Origin of the sequence: Sphingomonas sp. TX0543, from assembly GCF_048565505.1 — a bacterium.
Classification (GTDB): Bacteria; Pseudomonadota; Alphaproteobacteria; order Sphingomonadales; family Sphingomonadaceae; genus Sphingomonas.
The window spans coordinates 747,501-764,918 of sequence record NZ_JBLZUS010000002.1; the positions used below are offsets into that span (position 1 = coordinate 747,501).

The following is a 17,418-nucleotide window of genomic DNA, read 5'->3' on the forward strand; positions in this document are numbered from 1 at the left end:
CAGGATGAAGGTGCGGTAACACGCACTGGAGGTCCGAACCGATTAACGTTGAAAAGTTACCGGATGAGTTGTGTTTAGGGGTGAAAGGCCAATCAAGCCGGGAAATAGCTGGTTCTCCGCGAAAACTATTGAGGTAGTGCCTCGGATGGACACCCGAGGGGGTAGAGCACTGGATGGATGCGGGGGTCGCGAGATCTACCAACTCTAACCAAACTCCGAATACCTAGGAGTGATATCCGGGAGACAGACGGCGGGTGCTAAGGTCCGTCGTCAAAAGGGAAACAGCCCTGACCTACAGCTAAGGTCCCCAAGTCACGTCTAAGTGGGAAAGCATGTGGGAATCCCAAAACAACCAGGAGGTTGGCTTAGAAGCAGCCATCCTTTAAAGAAAGCGTAACAGCTCACTGGTCTAAACAAGGGTTCCTGCGGCGAAGATGTAACGGGGCTCAAGACGTGCACCGAAGCTTAGGGTGTGTCGCAAGACACGCGGTAGCGGAGCGTTCCGTAAGCCTGTGAAGCGATCTGGTAATGGGTCGTGGAGGTATCGGAAGTGCGAATGCAGACATGAGTAGCGATAAAGAGGGTGAGATGCCCTCTCGCCGAAAGACCAAGGGTTCCTGCGCAAGGCTAATCCGCGCAGGGTGAGCCGGCCCCTAAGACGAGCCCGAAGGGGGTAGTCGATGGGAATGCGGTTAATATTCCGCAGCCTGGTGGTGTGTGACGGATGGTGTGTGTTGTACGTCCTTATCGGATTGGACGTGCTTCGAAACTGTCCCGGGAAATAGCCCCACCGTATAGACCGTACCCGAAACCGACACAGGTGGTCAGGTAGAGTATACCAAGGCGCTTGAGAGAAGTGTCCTGAAGGAACTCGGCAAATTGCCTCCGTACCTTCGGAAGAAGGAGGCCCCGGCTAAGCGCAAGCTCTGTCGGGGGGCACAGGCCAGGGGGTAGCGACTGTTTAGCAAAAACACAGGGCTCTGCTAAGTCGGCTTCAAGACGACGTATAGGGCCTGACGCCTGCCCGGTGCCTGAAGGTTAAGTGGAGGGGTGCAAGCTCTGAAATGAAGCCCAGGTAAACGGCGGCCGTAACTATAACGGTCCTAAGGTAGCGAAATTCCTTGTCGGGTAAGTTCCGACCTGCACGAATGGCGTAACGACTTCCCCACTGTCTCCAGGACATGCTCAGCGAAATTGAATTCTCCGTGAAGATGCGGAGTACCCGCGGTTAGACGGAAAGACCCCGTGCACCTTTACTGCAGCTTCAGAGTGGCATTAGGAAAGAACTGTGTAGCATAGGTGGGAGGCTTTGAAGCATTGGCGCCAGCCGGTGTGGAGCCATAGGTGAAATACCACCCTGTTGTTTTCTGATGTCTAACCTCGATCCATGAAACTGGATCAGGGACCCTCTGTGGCGGGTAGTTTGACTGGGGCGGTCGCCTCCTAAAGAGTAACGGAGGCGCGCGAAGGTTGGCTCAGGACGGTTGGAAACCGTCTGTTAGAGTGCAATGGCATAAGCCAGCCTGACTGCGAGACTGACAAGTCGAGCAGAGACGAAAGTCGGTCATAGTGATCCGGTGGTCCCTCGTGGAAGGGCCATCGCTCAACGGATAAAAGGTACGCCGGGGATAACAGGCTGATAACCCCCAAGAGCTCATATCGACGGGGTTGTTTGGCACCTCGATGTCGGCTCATCACATCCTGGGGCTGGAGCAGGTCCCAAGGGTTTGGCTGTTCGCCAATTAAAGTGGTACGTGAGCTGGGTTCAGAACGTCGCGAGACAGTTTGGTCCCTATCTGCCGTGGGCGTCGAAATTTGAGAGGAGTTGACCCTAGTACGAGAGGACCGGGTTGAACGTACCTCTGGTGTACCTGTCGTCGTGCCAACGGCGCAGCAGGGTAGCTATGTACGGACGGGATAACCGCTGAAAGCATCTAAGCGGGAAGCCTCCCTCGAGATAAGATTTCTTAGGACGGTGAAAGACCATCACCTTGATAGATCGGATGTGGAAGTGCGGTAACGCATGGAGCTAACCGATACTAATTGTCCTATTCGCGCTTGAGAGTCCCACCATCAATGACAGCACTGGATGATCCAGCGCCAGGCATCGTGGTTGGATGATAAGCTCGACGCCAGATGATGACGAATATGCAAAGGTGCATCGATTTTAGAACCGTTTTCTCCGCGCCTCACCGGCTTCATTGCCTGGTGGCCATAGCGTCGGTGTCCCACCCGATCCCATCCCGAACTCGGACGTGAAACCCGACTGCGCCGATGGTACTATCGCCTAAGCGATGGAAGAGTAGGTCGTCGCCAGGCATTGCAGCCGGTGAGCGCACGGAAAAAAACAGAACCCATTTACATCTCCTGCCCCGCGAGGGCGCGACCCGCCTCCGCACGACACATCACGTCGTCGGAGGCGCTCGTCTTCCAGCGGAAGGCGCGGCTCAAATGCCGCAACATGGTGACGCGGGGTGGAGCAGCCCGGTAGCTCGTCAGGCTCATAACCTGAAGGTCACAGGTTCAAATCCTGTCCCCGCAACCAACTCAAACATACAATCGGCGCCATTCGGCCCGGTTGTATGTTTTCCAGCGCCGCGGGCTCCCGCAACCAGCCGAATCATACGACCGCCCTGACGCAAGTCAGGGCGGTCGTTTGCTATGTGGAGTATCTGCGCGAGGCGTCCGTGCACGAGCAGGTCGACGCCGCGACCCTCCTCGCGGGGGACTGCGGTGATCAACTCGATGAGGTTGCGCAACGCGAGCCGTGCCTCTCCCGCCTCCAGCTCCGGCGCGTTCAGCGCGTCGCTCAGCTTCTCGACGTTGCGCCGGTAGGCGTCCGCCAGGTTCGGGTGGAGCGAGACGGCCGGCGCGACCTCGATGTCCTCGAGCTGCCGCTCAATCGCCGCTCGATCGGAGAGCGCCGCCGCCAGGCGCGACTTCATCTCCGCGTAGTCGCCGATGCCGTCCGCCATCATGTCGGTCAGCCTCTCGATCCGGCCGGTCAGCTTCGCGCGGTTGCGCTCCACCTTCGTGCGGTCGGCGAACGCCGCCTTCCGTGCGTCCTCGCTGGCATTTCGGTATTCCTCGATGAACGCGGCCACGAGGTCGGGTTGGAGCATTCTGTTGCGCAACGCGTCCAGTACGCGGGATTCGAGCTGCGCGGTGCTGATCGTCCGGCCATTCCCGCAAGTGCCAGTCGCGCGGGCCGTGCTGCAGCCCCAGCGTTCCGCCCCGACCACCGTGAAGTTGCCTCCGCATGCGCCGCATTTGATCAGGCCTGACAGCAGTCGCTTGGTCGGCGTCGGCCTTACGCCGGCGATCCGCTCCGGCGCTCCCTCGATCGCCGCCACCGCGTCCCACAACGCCTCGTCCACGATCCGCAGTTCCGGCACGTCCTGCCGCTTCCATTCGCTTTCGGGGTTCGGGCGCGACACGCGCTTGCGGGTCACGGGATCGCGCACGAAGCGCTGCCTGTTGAACACGATCCGTCCCGCATAGAGTTCGTTGTGCAGGATGCCGTTGCGGCGCTGCCTGCTGCCGCAAACGGTGGATAGGCGCCACGGGCCACCAGTCGGCCCGGGTACGCCTTCACGATTGAGCTGCCGGACGATGAAGTTGGCGCTCCGCCCCTCGGCGCGCCACGCGAAGATGCGGCGGACGACCTCGGCTTGCTCCGGGACGATGCGGCGGCGCCCCCTGTCGACGGCGCCGCCCGCCAGGATCTGGGGATCGGCGGCATACCCGTAGCTCAGACCTCCGGGGATGCGGCCGGCTGCGACGCGGCCGACCTGCCCGCGCCTCGTCTTTTCAGCGAGCCCCTTCAAGAACATGGCGGACATCGTGCCGGTGAAGCCGACCTGCAGCTCGCCGATCCGTCCTTCCGAGACGGTGACCAGCTTGCAGTCGGAGAACTCGATGCGCTTCCAGATCGCGGCGATGTCCTCCTGGTCGCGGCTGATGCGGTCCAGGGCCTCCGCCAGGACGATGTCGATTTCGCCCACCCGGGCGAGGAGGGCGTTCAGGCCCGGACGGTCTCGGGTCGCGCCCGATAGCGCGAAGTCGGGGAACACCTCGACGACGGTCCAACCCTCGCGCTCCGCGCGTTCGCGACACAGGCGCACCTGGTCCTCGATGGAGCGTTCCGACTGCTTGTCGGAGCTGTAGCGCGCGTAGATGGCGACCTTGGCTTTTTCCGACGTCACGGCACGGCTGCGACGTTAGCCGATATTACGAGTTCGCATCCGGAAGTCTCGATCCTGTCGCGGAACGCATTGGCGACTGCCGGATCGCGTCCGAGGCGGTCCAGCGTCTCAATGACGATCACGTCGAATTCATCGGCTCGGGCGAGCATAGCCTCTAGACCGCCACTTCCGGTCACGGCGCCCGATGCCGCAATGTCCGAGAACGCCTCCACGACCTCGAGGCCATCCCGTCCAGCCCGCACGCGGCAATTGCGCCATTGATCCTCGATCGAGCGAAGCGATTGCCGGACGGCGCCGCATCTGGCGTATATCGCGGCGCGGAGGTGCGGCGTTCCGATGGTTCCGGACGAGGGGCCGTCGATCAGCTGCATTCTTCCTCCGATGTCCTGTCGAGTGCGTTTTCGGTCGCTGATCGGATAGCATCGGCGCGCGCGAGGTCCCGTGCAAGCGCCTTCACGAACGAGATCAGCTCGGCCGGAGCGGGTGTGGCTGTAGACTGCTCGACCCGTGCGACCGGGCCGACGCGACCGCGCCTGCTGTGTCTCGGAGGGGTGAGTTTCCCGGCCATGCGACGGTTCTAGCGTCGCCGTATCTCGGGTAATGCAAACTCGGACCACCCATGTCGATCGCGAGCGATTCAGCAGTCGGATCATGGCGATGGCGGTCCGATCGCGACGAGGTCGGGCTCGAAGGCGAACGTCGTGATCGGGCTCGGGTGTCCACGACCTCCGGCGGTTGCCGACGTGATGGTCCGGCCGTCGATAGCCGGTATGCCGGTGCGGATCACATCGCCGAGCCTTCGGCCGACGGCCGCGTCGCAGATCGTCTGTGGGAGGAGTTGCCAGACCGCCAGCTCGTCTCCGTGGTAGAGCCCTTGCCCGATGAGGGCGCATGTCGAAAGTACGGCGGGTTTCTGACCCGTCTGGTAGATCTCGAAGAAGTATTCTCCGACTTGCAGCACCATCTGCTTCAACTGGGAGTTCGCTGGGTCGTAGAAGTAGTCCAAGGCGATGATGTCCGTCGCGATCCGGTAAAGGTTGATGCCTTCACGCTCCAGGAGCCATCGGAGCTCCCGGTCGATTAGGACATCCTTCGGAAGGCAGTCGTTCGCACGGCTGTCGCCGAACTTCGGTTTTGGCGGGCGGAATTTTCTCATCGCTCGTTCTTGGGGTCGCTTGCCGGCCTAGCGGCCCGATGATCGTCGCGACGTTTCGCGCGGGACACTCCAGATCGCGGTTGTGGCGTCCTTGCCGCCCGGATACTGCAAACGCGGACCATCGGGCGCGTTGCTTGCGTATCAGGGAGGCCGATCGAGACGATGTCCCATGATCCCCGACTTCCATTCCAGCGGCGGACCCTTCCAGCCGGGGTCGGTACCGCGCTCCGGTCCGCGCGAGAGGCGAGGGGCGAGACGCGGGCCGCGGTTGCGGACGCGGTCGGCATCCGGCCCCGGACGTTGGCGCGCATCGAGCGGGAGGCCCAGAAGCCGTCATGGCAGACGCTCGACGGGCTGTGCGACCATCTCGGCGTGAGCGTCGTGGCGCTCGCCCGCCGCTGGATGCGGGATTCGCTGGATGTGCCTTCCAACCCGTCCTCGTCGCCGGGTCTGGGGCTCAGGGCGCTTCGACGCTCCCGAGGCATGACCCTGGTCGAGCTCGCCTCGCTGAGCGGGGTCAGCGCCGCCACGATATCCCGCTTCGAGCGGGGGCTCACCGCGTCCCGCCTGCTGGGCCGCAGGGTAAGGGGCGAGGGCCTGGACCTCGATGCTCGCGACGTGGAACTCGATGGCGATCGGCTCGCCGACGCCTTCGGCTTCACCGACGCCGGCTCGCTTTGGAAGGCGTGTCTCACGGCCTTCGATGCGCAGGAGTGAGAGGTCGGCCATTGGCTGGTTGTGGGAGTGCTCGACATCGGTATCATCACTCGTCGACGAGCCGCATCGCGGGCCGCGTGGGCACGTCTACCCAATCCATGTCCAGGTGGACGCTGAGCGCCGCATTCGCGCCGTAGAAGACGATGCTCGCATCGGCGATGACCGGATCCACGGTTCGCAGCGCCTCGAAGGGCAGCGCTCCCAGACACGAGACGCGGCGTCCGCCGAGCGCGGCCACGGCGGCGGGGGTCAGCTTCGGCTCCGTGATCTGCACGAATGGGAACGTGTCGGCCTCGCAGTAATGGCATGTCCATTCGCCGCTCCCGACTGAGAAGGCGAGGTCCAACGTCTGCCGGTAGGCGGAGATCATTGCACCTTGCGGAAGAGACCCTAGCAACCGGCGGCCGGTGTATGTCGAAGGCGAGACGACGGCGTGTCCATGCCAGGCGACGACGAACTCCACGAGATCGTCGATCGATACGCCGGCGCTGCGGGTGGCCTCGAGGAGGATGGGCGAGGCGCTGACATGTGTCGTCCGCAACAGCCCCGAGGCGTTGCGCGAATGGTTCGGCGATCTCTTCACCATGTGCGTCATCTCCTCCCTTCCGTCGTCGGTGGGCTGGACGGCCCCCGGTTCGCGCCGACCACTCGGCGGCCCGGTCATTGTACGAGCCTGCCGTATCCGCTCTGCAAACGCGGACCATGGCCATGGCCGTCACGCCGCGAAGCGGTCGCCGTCCAGGAACACGTGCTGCCGTGTCCCGTCGTCGTGGCAGACCACGTGGGCGATCGCCCAGCTGCTGGGTCCCCGGTTGTAGCCTAGGTCGAGCTGGCAGACGCCGGCGACGTGCAGACCCCCGCGCGCCACCGGGCGGTGGAAGTGGCCGAGCACCATGTCGATGCCCAGCCGCTCGAACACGCCGATCGCGCCGCGCGTGCCGTCCGGACCGGCATGGCCGTGGATCCCGCACTCCACGCCGCCGACCGTGTAGCCCTCGCCGTCACCCAGAAAGCGGACGCGGTCCAGTCCGTCGGCCGATAGGAACCGCATCGTCTCGGCGAAGAACATCGAGGTGCCGCCGCCTGCGCGGATGCGGGCGAGGAGCGCCCGTTCGCGATCGAGCTGGAACTCCGCGTTCAGCGGATCGGATCGGTGGTCGGCCTCGCGGAGCCAGCGGAGGAAGTGCTGGTCGTGGTTCGACTGGACGACGACGGTCTCACCGTCCGCTATGCGGATCCGCTCGATAAACGCCGCCGTCCCGGCCAGCTCGGCGCGCACGTCGCCCGTGCCGCGCACGTGGTGCTCGAACCTTGCGTGGGCATCGCGCCGCTGGTGGTGGCTCCGCCCGCGCATGTCGCACACGTCGTGCAGTACCTGGACGCGCGGGCGGAGACGGCCGAACAGGCCGTCGCGTCCGCCACTCCCCCAGGTGGCGGCTACCGCATCCCCGTCGCAGTGCGGGTGGTGGAGGTCGCCGACGACGATGCCCGCGACGCGCCTCCCGGTGGTGACGCGCCCACCGGCGACATGCTCGTCCAGGTCGTGGAAGGACCCGTCGCCATGCGCTGCGCTGGAGACCATGCGCGCGAACACTCTACCATCCGGGAGCATCTCGACGATGAGCGCGCCCACGAGTGCCGGGGTCCGCCGGGCAGGGTCCCGGTGGATGCTCGCAGCGCCGGTCGTGAGCTGGACGCGGGTTGGCGCCGACCCGATCCTGGGCAGGCTCTCGAGCTGCTGGACGGAATGCGGGAACGCTGCCCAGCGTTGCGGCGAGATGTGTTGCATCCCGTCGAGGGGCATCCGTGACACCGTCGGCGGAAGCTCGTCGGAGCGCAGGTGAAGTCGGCCGGCGAAGTCGATGGGCACACGGCTCAGCCCCGCCTCGTGCCGCGATCGCGGTCCGAGCGGCGCCACCACGAGCTCGGCGCCATGGTGCTCGGCGTAGGCGGTCAGGTTTTGCATGAACCCGCGATGCCGTTCCCCGTCCGGATTCACCGAAGTCACCACGAACCGGCGGATGCCACGGGTCGGGGGGCGGACCTGCCGCCAGCCGCCCGTGCGCGCGCCCGCCGCCGCCGTGGCCGGCACTGCGATCGAGACCGCGCGCGGATGCGCCGCTGGGCGGCCATTGCGGACGTCGCGCGAGATTTGGAAGCGGGTCGAGATGTCTCCCTTCAACATAGCCTTTAGGGGTGGCGGGCGGAGTCCAGCATCCCGCAGGAGGTTGCGTTCGTATTGGACGAGCGCTTCGCGCACCCTGATTTGAGTGATCCGCAACTCGCGCGCGGTCTCCGATTCCGAGTGGGTGCGCATGTAGGAGTGGAACACGGCGGCCTGCGCGGGGGTCACGTACGTACCGGTGGCCGGCATCGGCTTCGCCGGCGCGACCGCGGTCCACGTACGCGCGGACTGTGGCGTGTCGCGTGGAGCGTCCGACGCCTGCCGTCGCCGCTCCGTCGCGCGGCTGCCGCCGCGCCAGTCACCATCATCTTCGTCCATCGCCGGTCCAATGCCTTGACGTCTCGCTGAAGGTGTATATATACATCATCAACAAGGACGCAACCGCTAGGGAGAACGGCGTTGGAAGGTGCATGGGAAGGTCTGTTGCTCAGCGAGCATGCGCACAGGGCCGCTAACGATATGGCGGTGGCGACCGCGGCTCTGCACTTCGCGCAGCGCCGCCATGGCGCGGATCCCCAGGTGGCCTCGGTGATCGCCAGACTGGAGGCGTCCGCGCAGGTTCAGCGGCTGCTCTGCGCGCGCCCGACTGGCGAGCCCGTCGACCTGGACGCGACCCTGCGGCGCCTCTGCGCGGCGATGGCCTCCGCGCACGGGGGCGCGGAGCTGGCGGTCACCGTCGGCCTCTCGTCCCGACCGCTCATGGTGGCCGACGGGACCGTGATGGCGTTGGCCATGTGCGTGCACGAGCTGGTGAGGAACGCCATCGTGCATGCGCCGTCCATCGGCGCACGGATTCGCGTCGAGGTGCGGGACGACGGCGTATCGACGCGGGTCGCGGTCATCGACCGCGGACCTCCGCGCACCTGGGGCCGTGCCGGGGGTCAGGGAGCGGCGATCGTCGACCAGCTCGTCGCCCGCATCGGCGGCGTGGTCGGACGCCGCGTCTGCGCTGCCGGGGGGCGCGTGGAGATGGTGTTCAAGTGCCTGGCGGTGAACACTGCCGGGATCCTCGAGGAGGCCTGACGATGGAGGCGCTCTCGATCGATCGCGGCGGCTGTCCTGCCGCATCCACTGACGCCGTTCCCTCGGACGACGTCAGGATCCTCCGCCGCCTCCGTTTGGTCGAGGGTCCGACTGGACTCGGCGATCCGGACGCGGGGACCGTCGCCGCCGCCATCGACGTCGAGACGACCGGTTTCGATGCGGAGGAGGACGGCGTAATCGAATTGGCGCTCCGTCGCTTCCGGTACGACGCTGACGGTGTGGTCACCAGGATCGGTCGCCTCTACACGTGGCGCGAGGACCCCGGCCGCCCCATCCCAGCGGACGTCTCGCGCCTGACCGGCCTCACCGACCAGAGCGTGGCCGGTCAGAGGATCGACACCGGGCTGGCGACCAGGCTGCTGTCCGACGCCGCTCTCGTGATCGCGCACAACGCGCCCTTCGACTTGAAGTTCGTTGAAAAGCGGCTGCCGGGGATCGGGCGGCCCGACTGGGCCTGTTCGATGCAGGACATCGACTGGCCCGCCAATGGGTATGATGGCCGCAAGCTCGGCCATCTCCTGTCGCAGGCGGGGTGGTACCACGACGCCCATTCCGCCGGGGCGGACGTCGACGCCGTCATCGCTCTGCTGGGCCAGCGGCTGGCGGACGGCCGCTCTGCGATGGGCCACCTGCTGGAGGCTCATGCCGAGGAGGCCTGGAGCGTCAGCGCGGTCGGCGCCCACATCTCGCTCAAGGACGTGCTTAAGCGGCGGCGCTACCGGTGGGATCCCGAGCGCAAGGTCTGGCACCGCCGCCTGCCGGACCGCGATCGCGACGAGGAGCGGGCCTGGCTGGCGGAGCGCATCTATGCCGCCGACGTCAACCCGTTCGGCAACGAGCCGCAGTGGGACCGGCTGGACAGGGGGCGCCGCCATGCGTGATCGGAACCTGGAGGGTTTGACGATCCTGCCGATCGCGGGCGTCGTGGAGGTCGGGGCGTCCCGGCTGTTCACGGCGACGCTCGCCATCACCGATGGCGAAGGCGTCCTCGAACTCGTCCACGCATGCCGAGCCGGCGGTGTCGGGGAGGTCAGGTCCAGGTTGTCTGCGAGGATCGGTCCGTCGCTCGCCGCGATGGCGACGGTCCGCCCGGGCATCGATCCCTCCGACCCCATCGTCAGCGCCCTGCTCGGCGCTGGCATCGTTCGGACCCTCTCCGCCACGGGCGATCTCTACGGACACGCGCTCTCCGGCGGCGGTGACCTGGTCGTCATGCAGAGGAGGAGCTGATGGCCGGTTTCCCGACGCCGCGCTCCTGCGCCGCCGATCATCACGCGAGGCTCATCGAGCTGTCCGGGATGCTCGGCCACGTGGGTACCGACCTCGTCGCGCGTGCCTATGCGGCGTTGGCCGACCGTGCTGATCATGGCGAGCGCCGTCGCGCGCGCGACGACCTGTCGCTTGCTCTGGCGGGTTTGCGCAGGGACGCCGACGAGCGGCTGTCCGAGCTGTTCCGGAACTACGTCGGGGCGACCGTCTGCGCCGTGTCGCCGCTCGTGGTGGCCGCCTGCCGGATCGAGGGCCTGGACTTGGACGCGACGGTTGGGCTGCTCCGTTACGAAGACGGCCGGCGGCATTGGCTGGGCGGCCCGGCTCCTCTTCCGGCGTCCATCCTGCGGCGGCTGCCGGATCCCGGCACGGACCTCCTGCGCCCCCACGAGGTGGTGCGTCGCTTCCAGCGCTGCGGCGTTGTGATCAGGGAGGACGGGGAGGGTGCCGGCGCCTTGGGATTCCGCGTCGGCGCGACCTGCCTGGAGATCGGCATGCGGACGGCAGCGATGGGACTGTCCACTCGCGAGGGGCGGGCGGTTCTGACCCTGCGCGATCCGCTGCCGGAGACGATCCGCATCGCCATCCGCGGCCGTCGCCTGGACGAGGTTGTGGACTTCCCGCTCGTCAACGGTCGTGGCAACGTCATCACCGGCGCCTTCCAGCGCCCCGGCATCGGCACGGCGCTCGCCTTCCGCGCCGAGCCGCTGCCGTGGCGCATGCCTTGGGCGCGGCGATGGGTTCGCGACGACACGGACGAGAACGCCGGACGCGGTGGCGGTTGAGCCCGGTGGGCAACCTGCGCGCGGACCTGGAGGAATTCGAACGGGTGGTTGGCGAGCGCGTCGAGGCGGTGGCCATCGGGCGTCGCCGCATGTGCGACGACTTCGACCACGACCCCGCCATCGTCCCGATCGGGCGCGACGAGGCCATGGCTATTCTGGACTACGGGTTCGACGGCAGCCTGGGTGGCAACGACAGCCCGCATCCGGTCTACGCCTGGACGGCCAGCTGGTGCGTGTTCCTGGCGGGCGAGGACGGCGTGACGCGGTTGGCGTGGGTACCCCGCGCCCCTCGCCGCTGCGTCCCCGAGCATGGCGGCAGCTGGTGGCTGTGCGGCCCCCACGACTGGCGAAACCTGGCGGAGTGAAAGGGTCGCTAGGCTTGTGAAAATTCCTGTGAAAGCCCTTGCGAACACCATAAAAAGATGTATATAAACACCAACGCAAATTGTGGGCAGTATGATGGCGACCAACCGTAAACCGCGATCCACCGATTTCAATCTGCGCCGGTTGCGGTCGAACCTGCTGCGCAACGCCACCGCGCTGGATCGTCTCGCGGACCTGGGTCTCGGTCCGGACGGTATCGAGGCGTTGGGCCTGGGTATCAAGGAGCCCTATGTCCGCAGTGACGGCACCGAGGTCGACGGCGTGGTGGCATACCCGCTCCAGGTCGCGGGCAGGCGTCGGCGCTATGGCTATCTCAACCTGGATGGCGTGACGGTGAACGGCGAGCACGCCGTGGCGTGGGGGCCGGGCGCGGCGGCGACGGTTCGCGCCGGGCGGGGCGGGACCGCGCTGGTCATGGGTTCCCCGATGGAGGCCTGGCAGATCGGCGCCGCGGCCGGCCGGCTCGGGCTGGAGGTGACGGCGCTTGCGAGTTCCCAGCCCGACGCCTTGCCGGAGGAATGGGAGCGTCCTGCGTTTTGGGCGTCCTGGGACAGGCTCATCCTGGTGGAGGGCCTCTCGTCGGCCGTCGCCGCGCGGGTGGTCGAGGTCGCTCGGCGGCCCGTGGAGACGGCGGCGGGCATCGAGGCGGGCGTCGCCACCGAGCATGCGACGGTGCAGCGCCGCCACGAGGAATGGCTGGAGGAGATCCTGGAGTTCGCCCGTGTCGGTCGCCGCAGCGGCGTGCGCGTGGTCGACGACGGGGACGACGCGGCGGGGGACTTCGCTGCGGCCCCGATTTCGGTCCACGGTGGCTTCGCGCGTGGCTACCTCTTCTACCCGTTCCTGGTCGAGCGTCGGCGCGCCGGCGTATCCGGGGCCGAAGGCGACCTCCTGCACAGCTACGAGACGCTCATACTTCGCTCGGACGGGGCGATCCTCGAGCCGCAGGTCCTGACCGCGCCGCCCGGGACGCCGGCGGGCCGCAGGGTCCACGCTCTGACCGATGGCACCCGCATCGAAGCGCCGCCGCAGGCCAGCCGGCATGCGAGTTGGTCGCTCTCCTCGATCCAGGCATTCGCGGCCGCGCGGGCGAGCGGTGACGATCCCTGTGGCCGTCCGCCCGAGGAGATCCTGAGCGACGTCCATCGCTTCCTGCAGTCCCGCGTCCATTTGCCCGACGCGGACGATGTCTGGGTCGCCACCGCGTTTGTGTTCATGACCCACCTGTTCCGCGTCTTCGACTCGCTGCCGCTGCTGCTGCTTACCGGACCCCGTGGCTCCGGTAAGTCCGAACTGGCCTCGGCCGCAGTGTCGCTCGGGTTCAACGCAGTCATGATGGGTCCGGGATCGGCCGCCGCTCTGGTCCGACTGACGCGGGAATGCGGGGGACTGATTGCCCTCGACGACGCGGAGGGTCTCGCCACCCAGTCTTCCGGCTTCGGGGAGCTCGGACAGTGCCTCAAGGTCGGCTACAAGGCGACCAGCGCCAGGAAGCCGATCGCGCTGGGAAGCGGTCGGATCGACACCATAGACTTCTACGGTCCGCGCCTCTTGACCAGCATCCGGGGCGTCGACCCCGTGCTGGGGTCGAGGTGCATCTCGCTCGCGACCGTCCCGGCGACCGTCGCGCTCCCGTCGGTCGCCCCGCCTGATGCCGTTGCGTTGAGGGACGAGCTGCACTGCCTGGCCATGTCCAGGTCGGTTGAGGTCGAGCGCGCGTATTCCCTCCTGCGCGACGCCTCGCTGGACCGGCGGGACGAGATCTGGGCGCCGTTGCTGGCGGTGGCCGGCGCGCTAGGCGGCGCGGGGATGGTCGCCGCCGTCGGGCGGCGCCGCGATGCCGAGCGGGAAAGGGCAGTCACGGCTGCAGCGTGACGGGCATGCCGACTGCCTTGGCGAGCAGGGCGACGAGCTCGATGGAGGCGGCAAGTCCAATGGTGTGAGGCCGCTGGCCGAAGAACATGTTCCGCCCGCTGCTAGCGACGGTGACGAGGTGGTTGCGCCCGCCGGGGGCGGCGAACTCGCAGCACACCAGTTCCCCGTCGGCCATCGGCTTGGTGATGTACACGTAGCAGCGGAGCCGCTCGCGCGCGCCTAGTTCGCGGATCGATCGAGCCTCCCCCTCGGCCCAGGCGCGCAGCTGCGGCGCGATCTGCGCCTGTCTCGTCCTGTCCTTCGGCGCGAAGACTGCGGCGGCCTCGAGATACAGTTCAGACTTCTTCATGCTTTTTCGCCTTTCAGGTTTTGGACACAGCCGTGGTGCTGGAGGTGTCTTCGCCGCGGCGGGCGTCACGACGCGCCGCGCGGTCCGGTGACGGGGCGGCGGCGATCGGATCGGAGCTGCGGCCGTCCCGCACAGCGCTCGGGCCGAGCGGCTGCGCTGGGATCGCGGCCGGTGTTCGCGCCGCGTTCACGATGCTGTATCTTATCGCGCAGGAGGTCGCGATGGATCGGGCAGTGGACGGCAGCGGAGAGGATGTCCGGTCGTGGGACTTCACGCACGCCGAGGCGAAGGCGCAGTGCTTCTTCTGTTATGATTGCAAGGTGCCGCTCGACGTCGTGAGGATGCCCAACTACTCGCCGCCGCCCGGAGGCGGCCGGCCCAGCGAGATGGCTTCCGAGATCTACTTCAGGAAGCGGCGGACCGACCCTCACCTCGACGACTGCTGGATAAGGCAGGAGGAGGTGGCCGCGATCATCGAGAAGCGGGTCGTGAGGTCGAAGAGTGGCCGGTCGGGCGCGCCGCCCAGCGCGATCGTCTTCGACCGGGAGGAGATCCGCGCGGCCCAATCCGGTTCCAATGGTGAGGACGCCGACCCGGGCCTGGTCAAGCGTTACCGCCACGTGCCGGGGCGGCGACGAACCGCCCCGGCGCGGCGATCGCAAGTCGGTCTCAAGCAGGATTGAGAGGGCGTGCCTTCTGCACCTGGGCGATCTCGTCGAACTCGAGCATCCGCTGAACGTCCAGTATCTGCCCCCCGGCGTCTCCACCTATGGCGACGTCTTCCAGCGCGCGGCGCGCGCCCAACCGGATACGAAGCGCATATGGTTCGCCAAGCTGCGCTACACGATCGCCCCCGTCGTTAGCGGGACGACAATGCGCCTGGCGACGTTCGACCGCGAGTTCCTCGTGGACCGGTCGGGGTGGCGGCCCTCCGTCATTTCGGAATTCGACGACGAACTCGCCGTGTGCCTGGACCACGTCGGCAAGGAGTGGCCGTCCGCCAACGGAATGATCGACCCGTTCGTCTACGCCCTGGGCGAGATGGAGCGCCCGGCCGGTCCCGTGGTTGTCCGCGACCACCGCTTGATCTGCATCGCCGTGCGGGAACGGCGCTAGTCGATCGGTATCGCGGTCAGGCCGAGCTCGTCCAACACCAGGGCGATCAGTGCCTCGGCATGCTCCGGCCTCTCGGCCTCCGACCTTGTGCTGCCGAGAAACGTTCTGCCGCTGCACGCGACGCGGAAGTCGTAGCTGTCGCCGCTTGGGACGTCGAAGAAGCAGTCGATCATCGCGATGCCGTCGATCTCCAGCCTCCTCACGCGGCACAGGACCGGTCCGTCACCCTCCAGGCGTTCGACCCAGTAGGCGTGTTCGGCCGTCCAGTCCCTGAGCTGGGCCTGCGACATCCCGGCGCGTGCCAGGAGGGCCTGCGGTGCGTATGCGTCGTCGTCGCGCCGGCTCATCGTCCCTGGCTCCGCTTCGGACGGGCTGCGGCCGCGCACAAGCCGTTGCCCGCGCCGTCGCTCGCCGGGACTTGCGGCGGGTGGCGGTCGTGGCCACGCCTTCGGCCGCGCCGACCGGGCTGCTGGCTCTCGATGCGGGACCGCTGCGAGGCCTCGGCCGCTGAGATCAGACCGTGGTGATTGCCGCGGTGGCCGACACCGCGCCACCATCCTGAAATCGCATTATTCGGAGTTGTGACACGCTCGGGGGTCCGATTTGGACGATCTATGGAAGTGACGAAAATGCCAACACATTGATTATAGGCGATATTTGATGCTGACGGACAAACTACGCACTTATAGAAGTCGACCTTCTATCAGATGCTGAAGGGAAAAACTGAGGGTGGAAAATCAATTACTTAGCCGCAAATCGCAACACGCTTTCCAGAATCGGTGTGATAATCTTGCGAATTGTAGCCTGACGTCGCCGAGCTAGCGGCCGGATAGGGTGCGGCGCTAGGTCGCTCGCCGGGGGCGGCGGACGGCCGTTGTGGCGGCGTTTCGGCGCGCCCATGGTCCGAGCTTGACCGGTTGGGCGAGGGGGCTGCCCTCGCCCTATGTGTGTCAGTCGATCGCCGGAACGACGTGCTCGATGAGCGACCTGCCGATCTCCAGGTCGATGTAGAGCCATTCGCCCGATTCCTCGACTGCCAGGATCAGCGCGCTCGGCGGAATGGCGTCGATGTCTACGACTTCGCGGAGCCTGCGTCCGACGAGGTCGGCGATGATCGTCGACGGAAGGCCCTTGGATGGGATCAGGAGCTGGTTCGCCTCCAGGCGGTAGGTGCCGTTGCGGTCGCGGTTCTCGATGTAGCCGCGCATGGTGCCGTCCTCCCAATGGACGCCGCCCATCAGATCGTATCCCTCTTCGCCACCGAACATGAACTCGACCTGCCGCTCATCTTCCATCATCGCGAGGATATCCGCGCGGGGAAGGCCGGCTGCGTCGATGATGCGGACCGCAGCGTCGTCGATCCAACCCGTGCCGCCGGCGACCATGGTCTGTGCGAGCACCTTGCTGCGTTCGGCGTGCATCGCAGCGAGCTTCTCTAGGCGCTTCTCCACCCGTTCGACGGAGTGCTCCGCGGCGCGGTCGATGCCGCGCTTGAGGTTGCAGCCGAGCATCTCGACATCGACCGTCATGAGGACATTGTCTTCAACGGGCGACGGGGTGATGCCGATGGCGACGATGCGCATCGGCGAGATGCCTCCGCTCGCAGGCGCGATCGCCTCGTTGGCGGCCTCCCGCATGAGCTCGACGTATTTCTTCAGTTGCGTCGCCATCTGAGCGACCCGGGTGGCACCATCGACGACGTTCTGGATGGTGTCCTCGAGATCGCGCGAACCGGTGTTCCGGGCCGGCATCGGATAGCGGAACTCGATGCCGGACTTGCCGACGGGCTCTGAGCGGATCTGGCCGAAGTAGGAATGGTCGTCGTCGTCCATAGCCTCGGCAATTGACAGCTTGCCCAGCTTCTTCATCGTGGCCTTGGGGATGGCAAGGGTGGCGGCGGCGATCACCAGCTCCAGCTCGGCGCGGCGCTCGACGGGATCAACCCGCGACGGCGTGATGTGCGGACCCTTGGTGGCTGCGGCCACGATGTCGTTCTGCATGTACACTTCAATTTTCCTCTCTGCTGGCTATCACAGCCAGAACATCAACATTCTGCATCTTCGTGGCGCGGGGCCGCCCCATCTCGTCGTCGGCCTCAAGCGGCGAGGCGCTGCGGGGCGACCACGATCTCGTCGGTCGTCATGGACCACCGCCTGGAATCTATCGAGGTCCGGCGGCGTGACGGCGCCGTCGCCGAACGGGGCAGCCGGTCGCCGACCATCGCGGCGAGGCGCCGAAGGTCGGTCCGGTCCAAGGTCTTGATTTCGAACATGTCATCTCCTTGAGCGCGGCCCCGAGGGAATCTATTTTCCCCACGCCTGCACTGCTCACCC

Annotated in this window: 18 protein-coding genes, 1 tRNA gene and 2 rRNA genes (1 of these 21 cut by a window edge); 12 read left to right on the plus strand and 9 right to left on the minus strand. The window is 66.4% G+C overall.

The annotated features are described in order from the left end of the window. The 3 genes from ACM61V_RS04245 to ACM61V_RS04255 form a co-directional block, all read left to right on the plus strand. Nucleotides 1–2,063 (plus strand): 23S ribosomal RNA (locus ACM61V_RS04245); it begins 729 nt to the left of the window's first position. A 141-nt stretch (nt 2,064–2,204) separates the two neighbouring features. Continuing rightward, a 5S ribosomal RNA gene (gene rrf / locus ACM61V_RS04250) occupies nt 2,205–2,319 on the plus strand. A 149-nt stretch (nt 2,320–2,468) separates the two neighbouring features. After that, nucleotides 2,469–2,545, plus strand: a tRNA-Met gene (locus ACM61V_RS04255). Here the strand turns inward: ACM61V_RS04255 and ACM61V_RS04260 are convergent. From ACM61V_RS04260 to ACM61V_RS04270, 3 genes are all read right to left on the minus strand, one after another. Further along, nucleotides 2,502–3,842 carry a recombinase family protein gene (locus tag ACM61V_RS04260; protein WP_419714243.1) on the minus strand — a complete coding sequence of 447 codons (1,341 nt, stop codon included), beginning with the start codon at nt 3,840–3,842 and terminating at the stop codon, nt 2,502–2,504. The genes ACM61V_RS04255 and ACM61V_RS04260 overlap by 44 nt on opposite strands. Nucleotides 3,843–4,201: 359 nt before the next feature. Continuing rightward, the gene (locus ACM61V_RS04265) at nt 4,202–4,576 is read right to left on the minus strand and encodes a recombinase family protein (RefSeq protein ID WP_171007639.1); all 375 of its coding nucleotides are present in this window, start codon (nt 4,574–4,576) and stop codon (nt 4,202–4,204) included. A gap of 278 nt (nt 4,577–4,854) precedes the next feature. Then, a complete protein-coding gene (locus ACM61V_RS04270) occupies nt 4,855–5,361 on the minus strand; it encodes a hypothetical protein (protein ID WP_171007638.1) in 507 nt (168 codons plus the stop codon). Nucleotides 5,362–5,523: 162 nt separating this feature from the next. Between ACM61V_RS04270 and ACM61V_RS04275 the strand changes: the two genes are divergently transcribed. Beyond that, the gene (locus ACM61V_RS04275; protein WP_137787737.1) at nt 5,524–6,078 is read left to right on the plus strand and encodes a helix-turn-helix domain-containing protein; all 555 of its coding nucleotides are present in this window, start codon (nt 5,524–5,526) and stop codon (nt 6,076–6,078) included. A gap of 46 nt (nt 6,079–6,124) precedes the next feature. Here the strand turns inward: ACM61V_RS04275 and ACM61V_RS04280 are convergent, their stop codons facing one another. Both ACM61V_RS04280 and ACM61V_RS04285 read right to left on the minus strand, forming a co-directional pair. Further along, entirely contained in the window at nt 6,125–6,742 is a 618-nt protein-coding gene (locus ACM61V_RS04280) for a hypothetical protein (RefSeq protein ID WP_137787736.1), read from the minus strand. 51 nt (nt 6,743–6,793) lie between these two features. Next, nucleotides 6,794–8,581 (minus strand): hypothetical protein, encoded by a 1,788-nt coding sequence (locus ACM61V_RS04285; protein WP_137787735.1) that lies wholly within the window; start codon nt 8,579–8,581, stop codon nt 6,794–6,796. A 147-nt stretch (nt 8,582–8,728) separates the two neighbouring features. Here ACM61V_RS04285 and ACM61V_RS04290 point away from each other — a divergent pair, with 147 nt between their 5' ends. The 6 genes from ACM61V_RS04290 to ACM61V_RS04315 all read left to right on the plus strand — a co-directional run bounded on the left by ACM61V_RS04290 (nt 8,729) and on the right by ACM61V_RS04315 (nt 13,620). Beyond that, nucleotides 8,729–9,286, plus strand: a complete 558-nt coding sequence (locus ACM61V_RS04290; protein ID WP_212742215.1) for a sensor histidine kinase — start codon at nt 8,729–8,731, stop codon at nt 9,284–9,286. Nucleotides 9,287–9,288: 2 nt separating this feature from the next. Beyond that, complete coding sequence (locus tag ACM61V_RS04295) at nt 9,289–10,188, plus strand: 3'-5' exonuclease (protein WP_137787733.1); 900 nt, start codon at nt 9,289–9,291, stop codon at nt 10,186–10,188. Then, the gene (locus tag ACM61V_RS04300) at nt 10,181–10,537 is read left to right on the plus strand and encodes a hypothetical protein (RefSeq protein ID WP_137787732.1); all 357 of its coding nucleotides are present in this window, start codon (nt 10,181–10,183) and stop codon (nt 10,535–10,537) included. The genes ACM61V_RS04295 and ACM61V_RS04300 overlap by 8 nt, the downstream gene beginning before the upstream one ends. Continuing rightward, on the plus strand, nt 10,537–11,361 hold the full coding sequence (locus ACM61V_RS04305) for a hypothetical protein (protein ID WP_137787731.1): 825 nt from the start codon (nt 10,537–10,539) through the stop codon (nt 11,359–11,361). The genes ACM61V_RS04300 and ACM61V_RS04305 overlap by 1 nt, the downstream gene beginning before the upstream one ends. Continuing rightward, nucleotides 11,358–11,726, plus strand: coding sequence for a hypothetical protein (locus tag ACM61V_RS04310; protein WP_419713817.1), 369 nt, complete (start codon nt 11,358–11,360; stop codon nt 11,724–11,726). The genes ACM61V_RS04305 and ACM61V_RS04310 overlap by 4 nt, the downstream gene beginning before the upstream one ends. Before the next feature lie 91 nt (nt 11,727–11,817). Further along, the gene (locus ACM61V_RS04315; protein ID WP_419713818.1) at nt 11,818–13,620 is read left to right on the plus strand and encodes a hypothetical protein; all 1,803 of its coding nucleotides are present in this window, start codon (nt 11,818–11,820) and stop codon (nt 13,618–13,620) included. Here ACM61V_RS04315 and ACM61V_RS04320 read toward each other — a convergent pair. Beyond that, nucleotides 13,604–13,969 carry a hypothetical protein gene (locus ACM61V_RS04320; RefSeq protein WP_137787728.1) on the minus strand — a complete coding sequence of 122 codons (366 nt, stop codon included), beginning with the start codon at nt 13,967–13,969 and terminating at the stop codon, nt 13,604–13,606. The genes ACM61V_RS04315 and ACM61V_RS04320 overlap by 17 nt on opposite strands. Before the next feature lie 32 nt (nt 13,970–14,001). On the opposite strand from ACM61V_RS04320, the gene ACM61V_RS04325 reads away from it, so the two are divergent. Together ACM61V_RS04325 and ACM61V_RS04330 are read left to right on the plus strand one after the other, a co-directional pair. Further along, on the plus strand, nt 14,002–14,652 hold the full coding sequence (locus tag ACM61V_RS04325) for a hypothetical protein (RefSeq protein ID WP_137787727.1): 651 nt from the start codon (nt 14,002–14,004) through the stop codon (nt 14,650–14,652). A 190-nt stretch (nt 14,653–14,842) separates the two neighbouring features. Continuing rightward, nucleotides 14,843–15,085: a hypothetical protein gene (locus tag ACM61V_RS04330; RefSeq protein ID WP_419713819.1), complete on the plus strand. Its 243-nt coding sequence runs from the start codon at nt 14,843–14,845 to the stop codon at nt 15,083–15,085. On the opposite strand, the gene ACM61V_RS04335 is transcribed toward ACM61V_RS04330, so the two are convergent. The 3 genes from ACM61V_RS04335 to ACM61V_RS04345 form a co-directional block, all read right to left on the minus strand. Continuing rightward, nucleotides 15,082–15,432, minus strand: a complete 351-nt coding sequence (locus ACM61V_RS04335) for a hypothetical protein (RefSeq protein ID WP_137787725.1) — start codon at nt 15,430–15,432, stop codon at nt 15,082–15,084. The two genes, ACM61V_RS04330 and ACM61V_RS04335, sit on opposite strands and share 4 nt — an antisense overlap. Before the next feature lie 603 nt (nt 15,433–16,035). After that, nucleotides 16,036–17,085: a hypothetical protein gene (locus ACM61V_RS04340; protein WP_137787724.1), complete on the minus strand. Its 1,050-nt coding sequence runs from the start codon at nt 17,083–17,085 to the stop codon at nt 16,036–16,038. Between the two features lie 95 nt (nt 17,086–17,180). Then, nucleotides 17,181–17,357, minus strand: coding sequence for a hypothetical protein (locus ACM61V_RS04345; protein WP_171007637.1), 177 nt, complete (start codon nt 17,355–17,357; stop codon nt 17,181–17,183). Between the last annotated feature and the right edge of the window lie 61 nt (nt 17,358–17,418).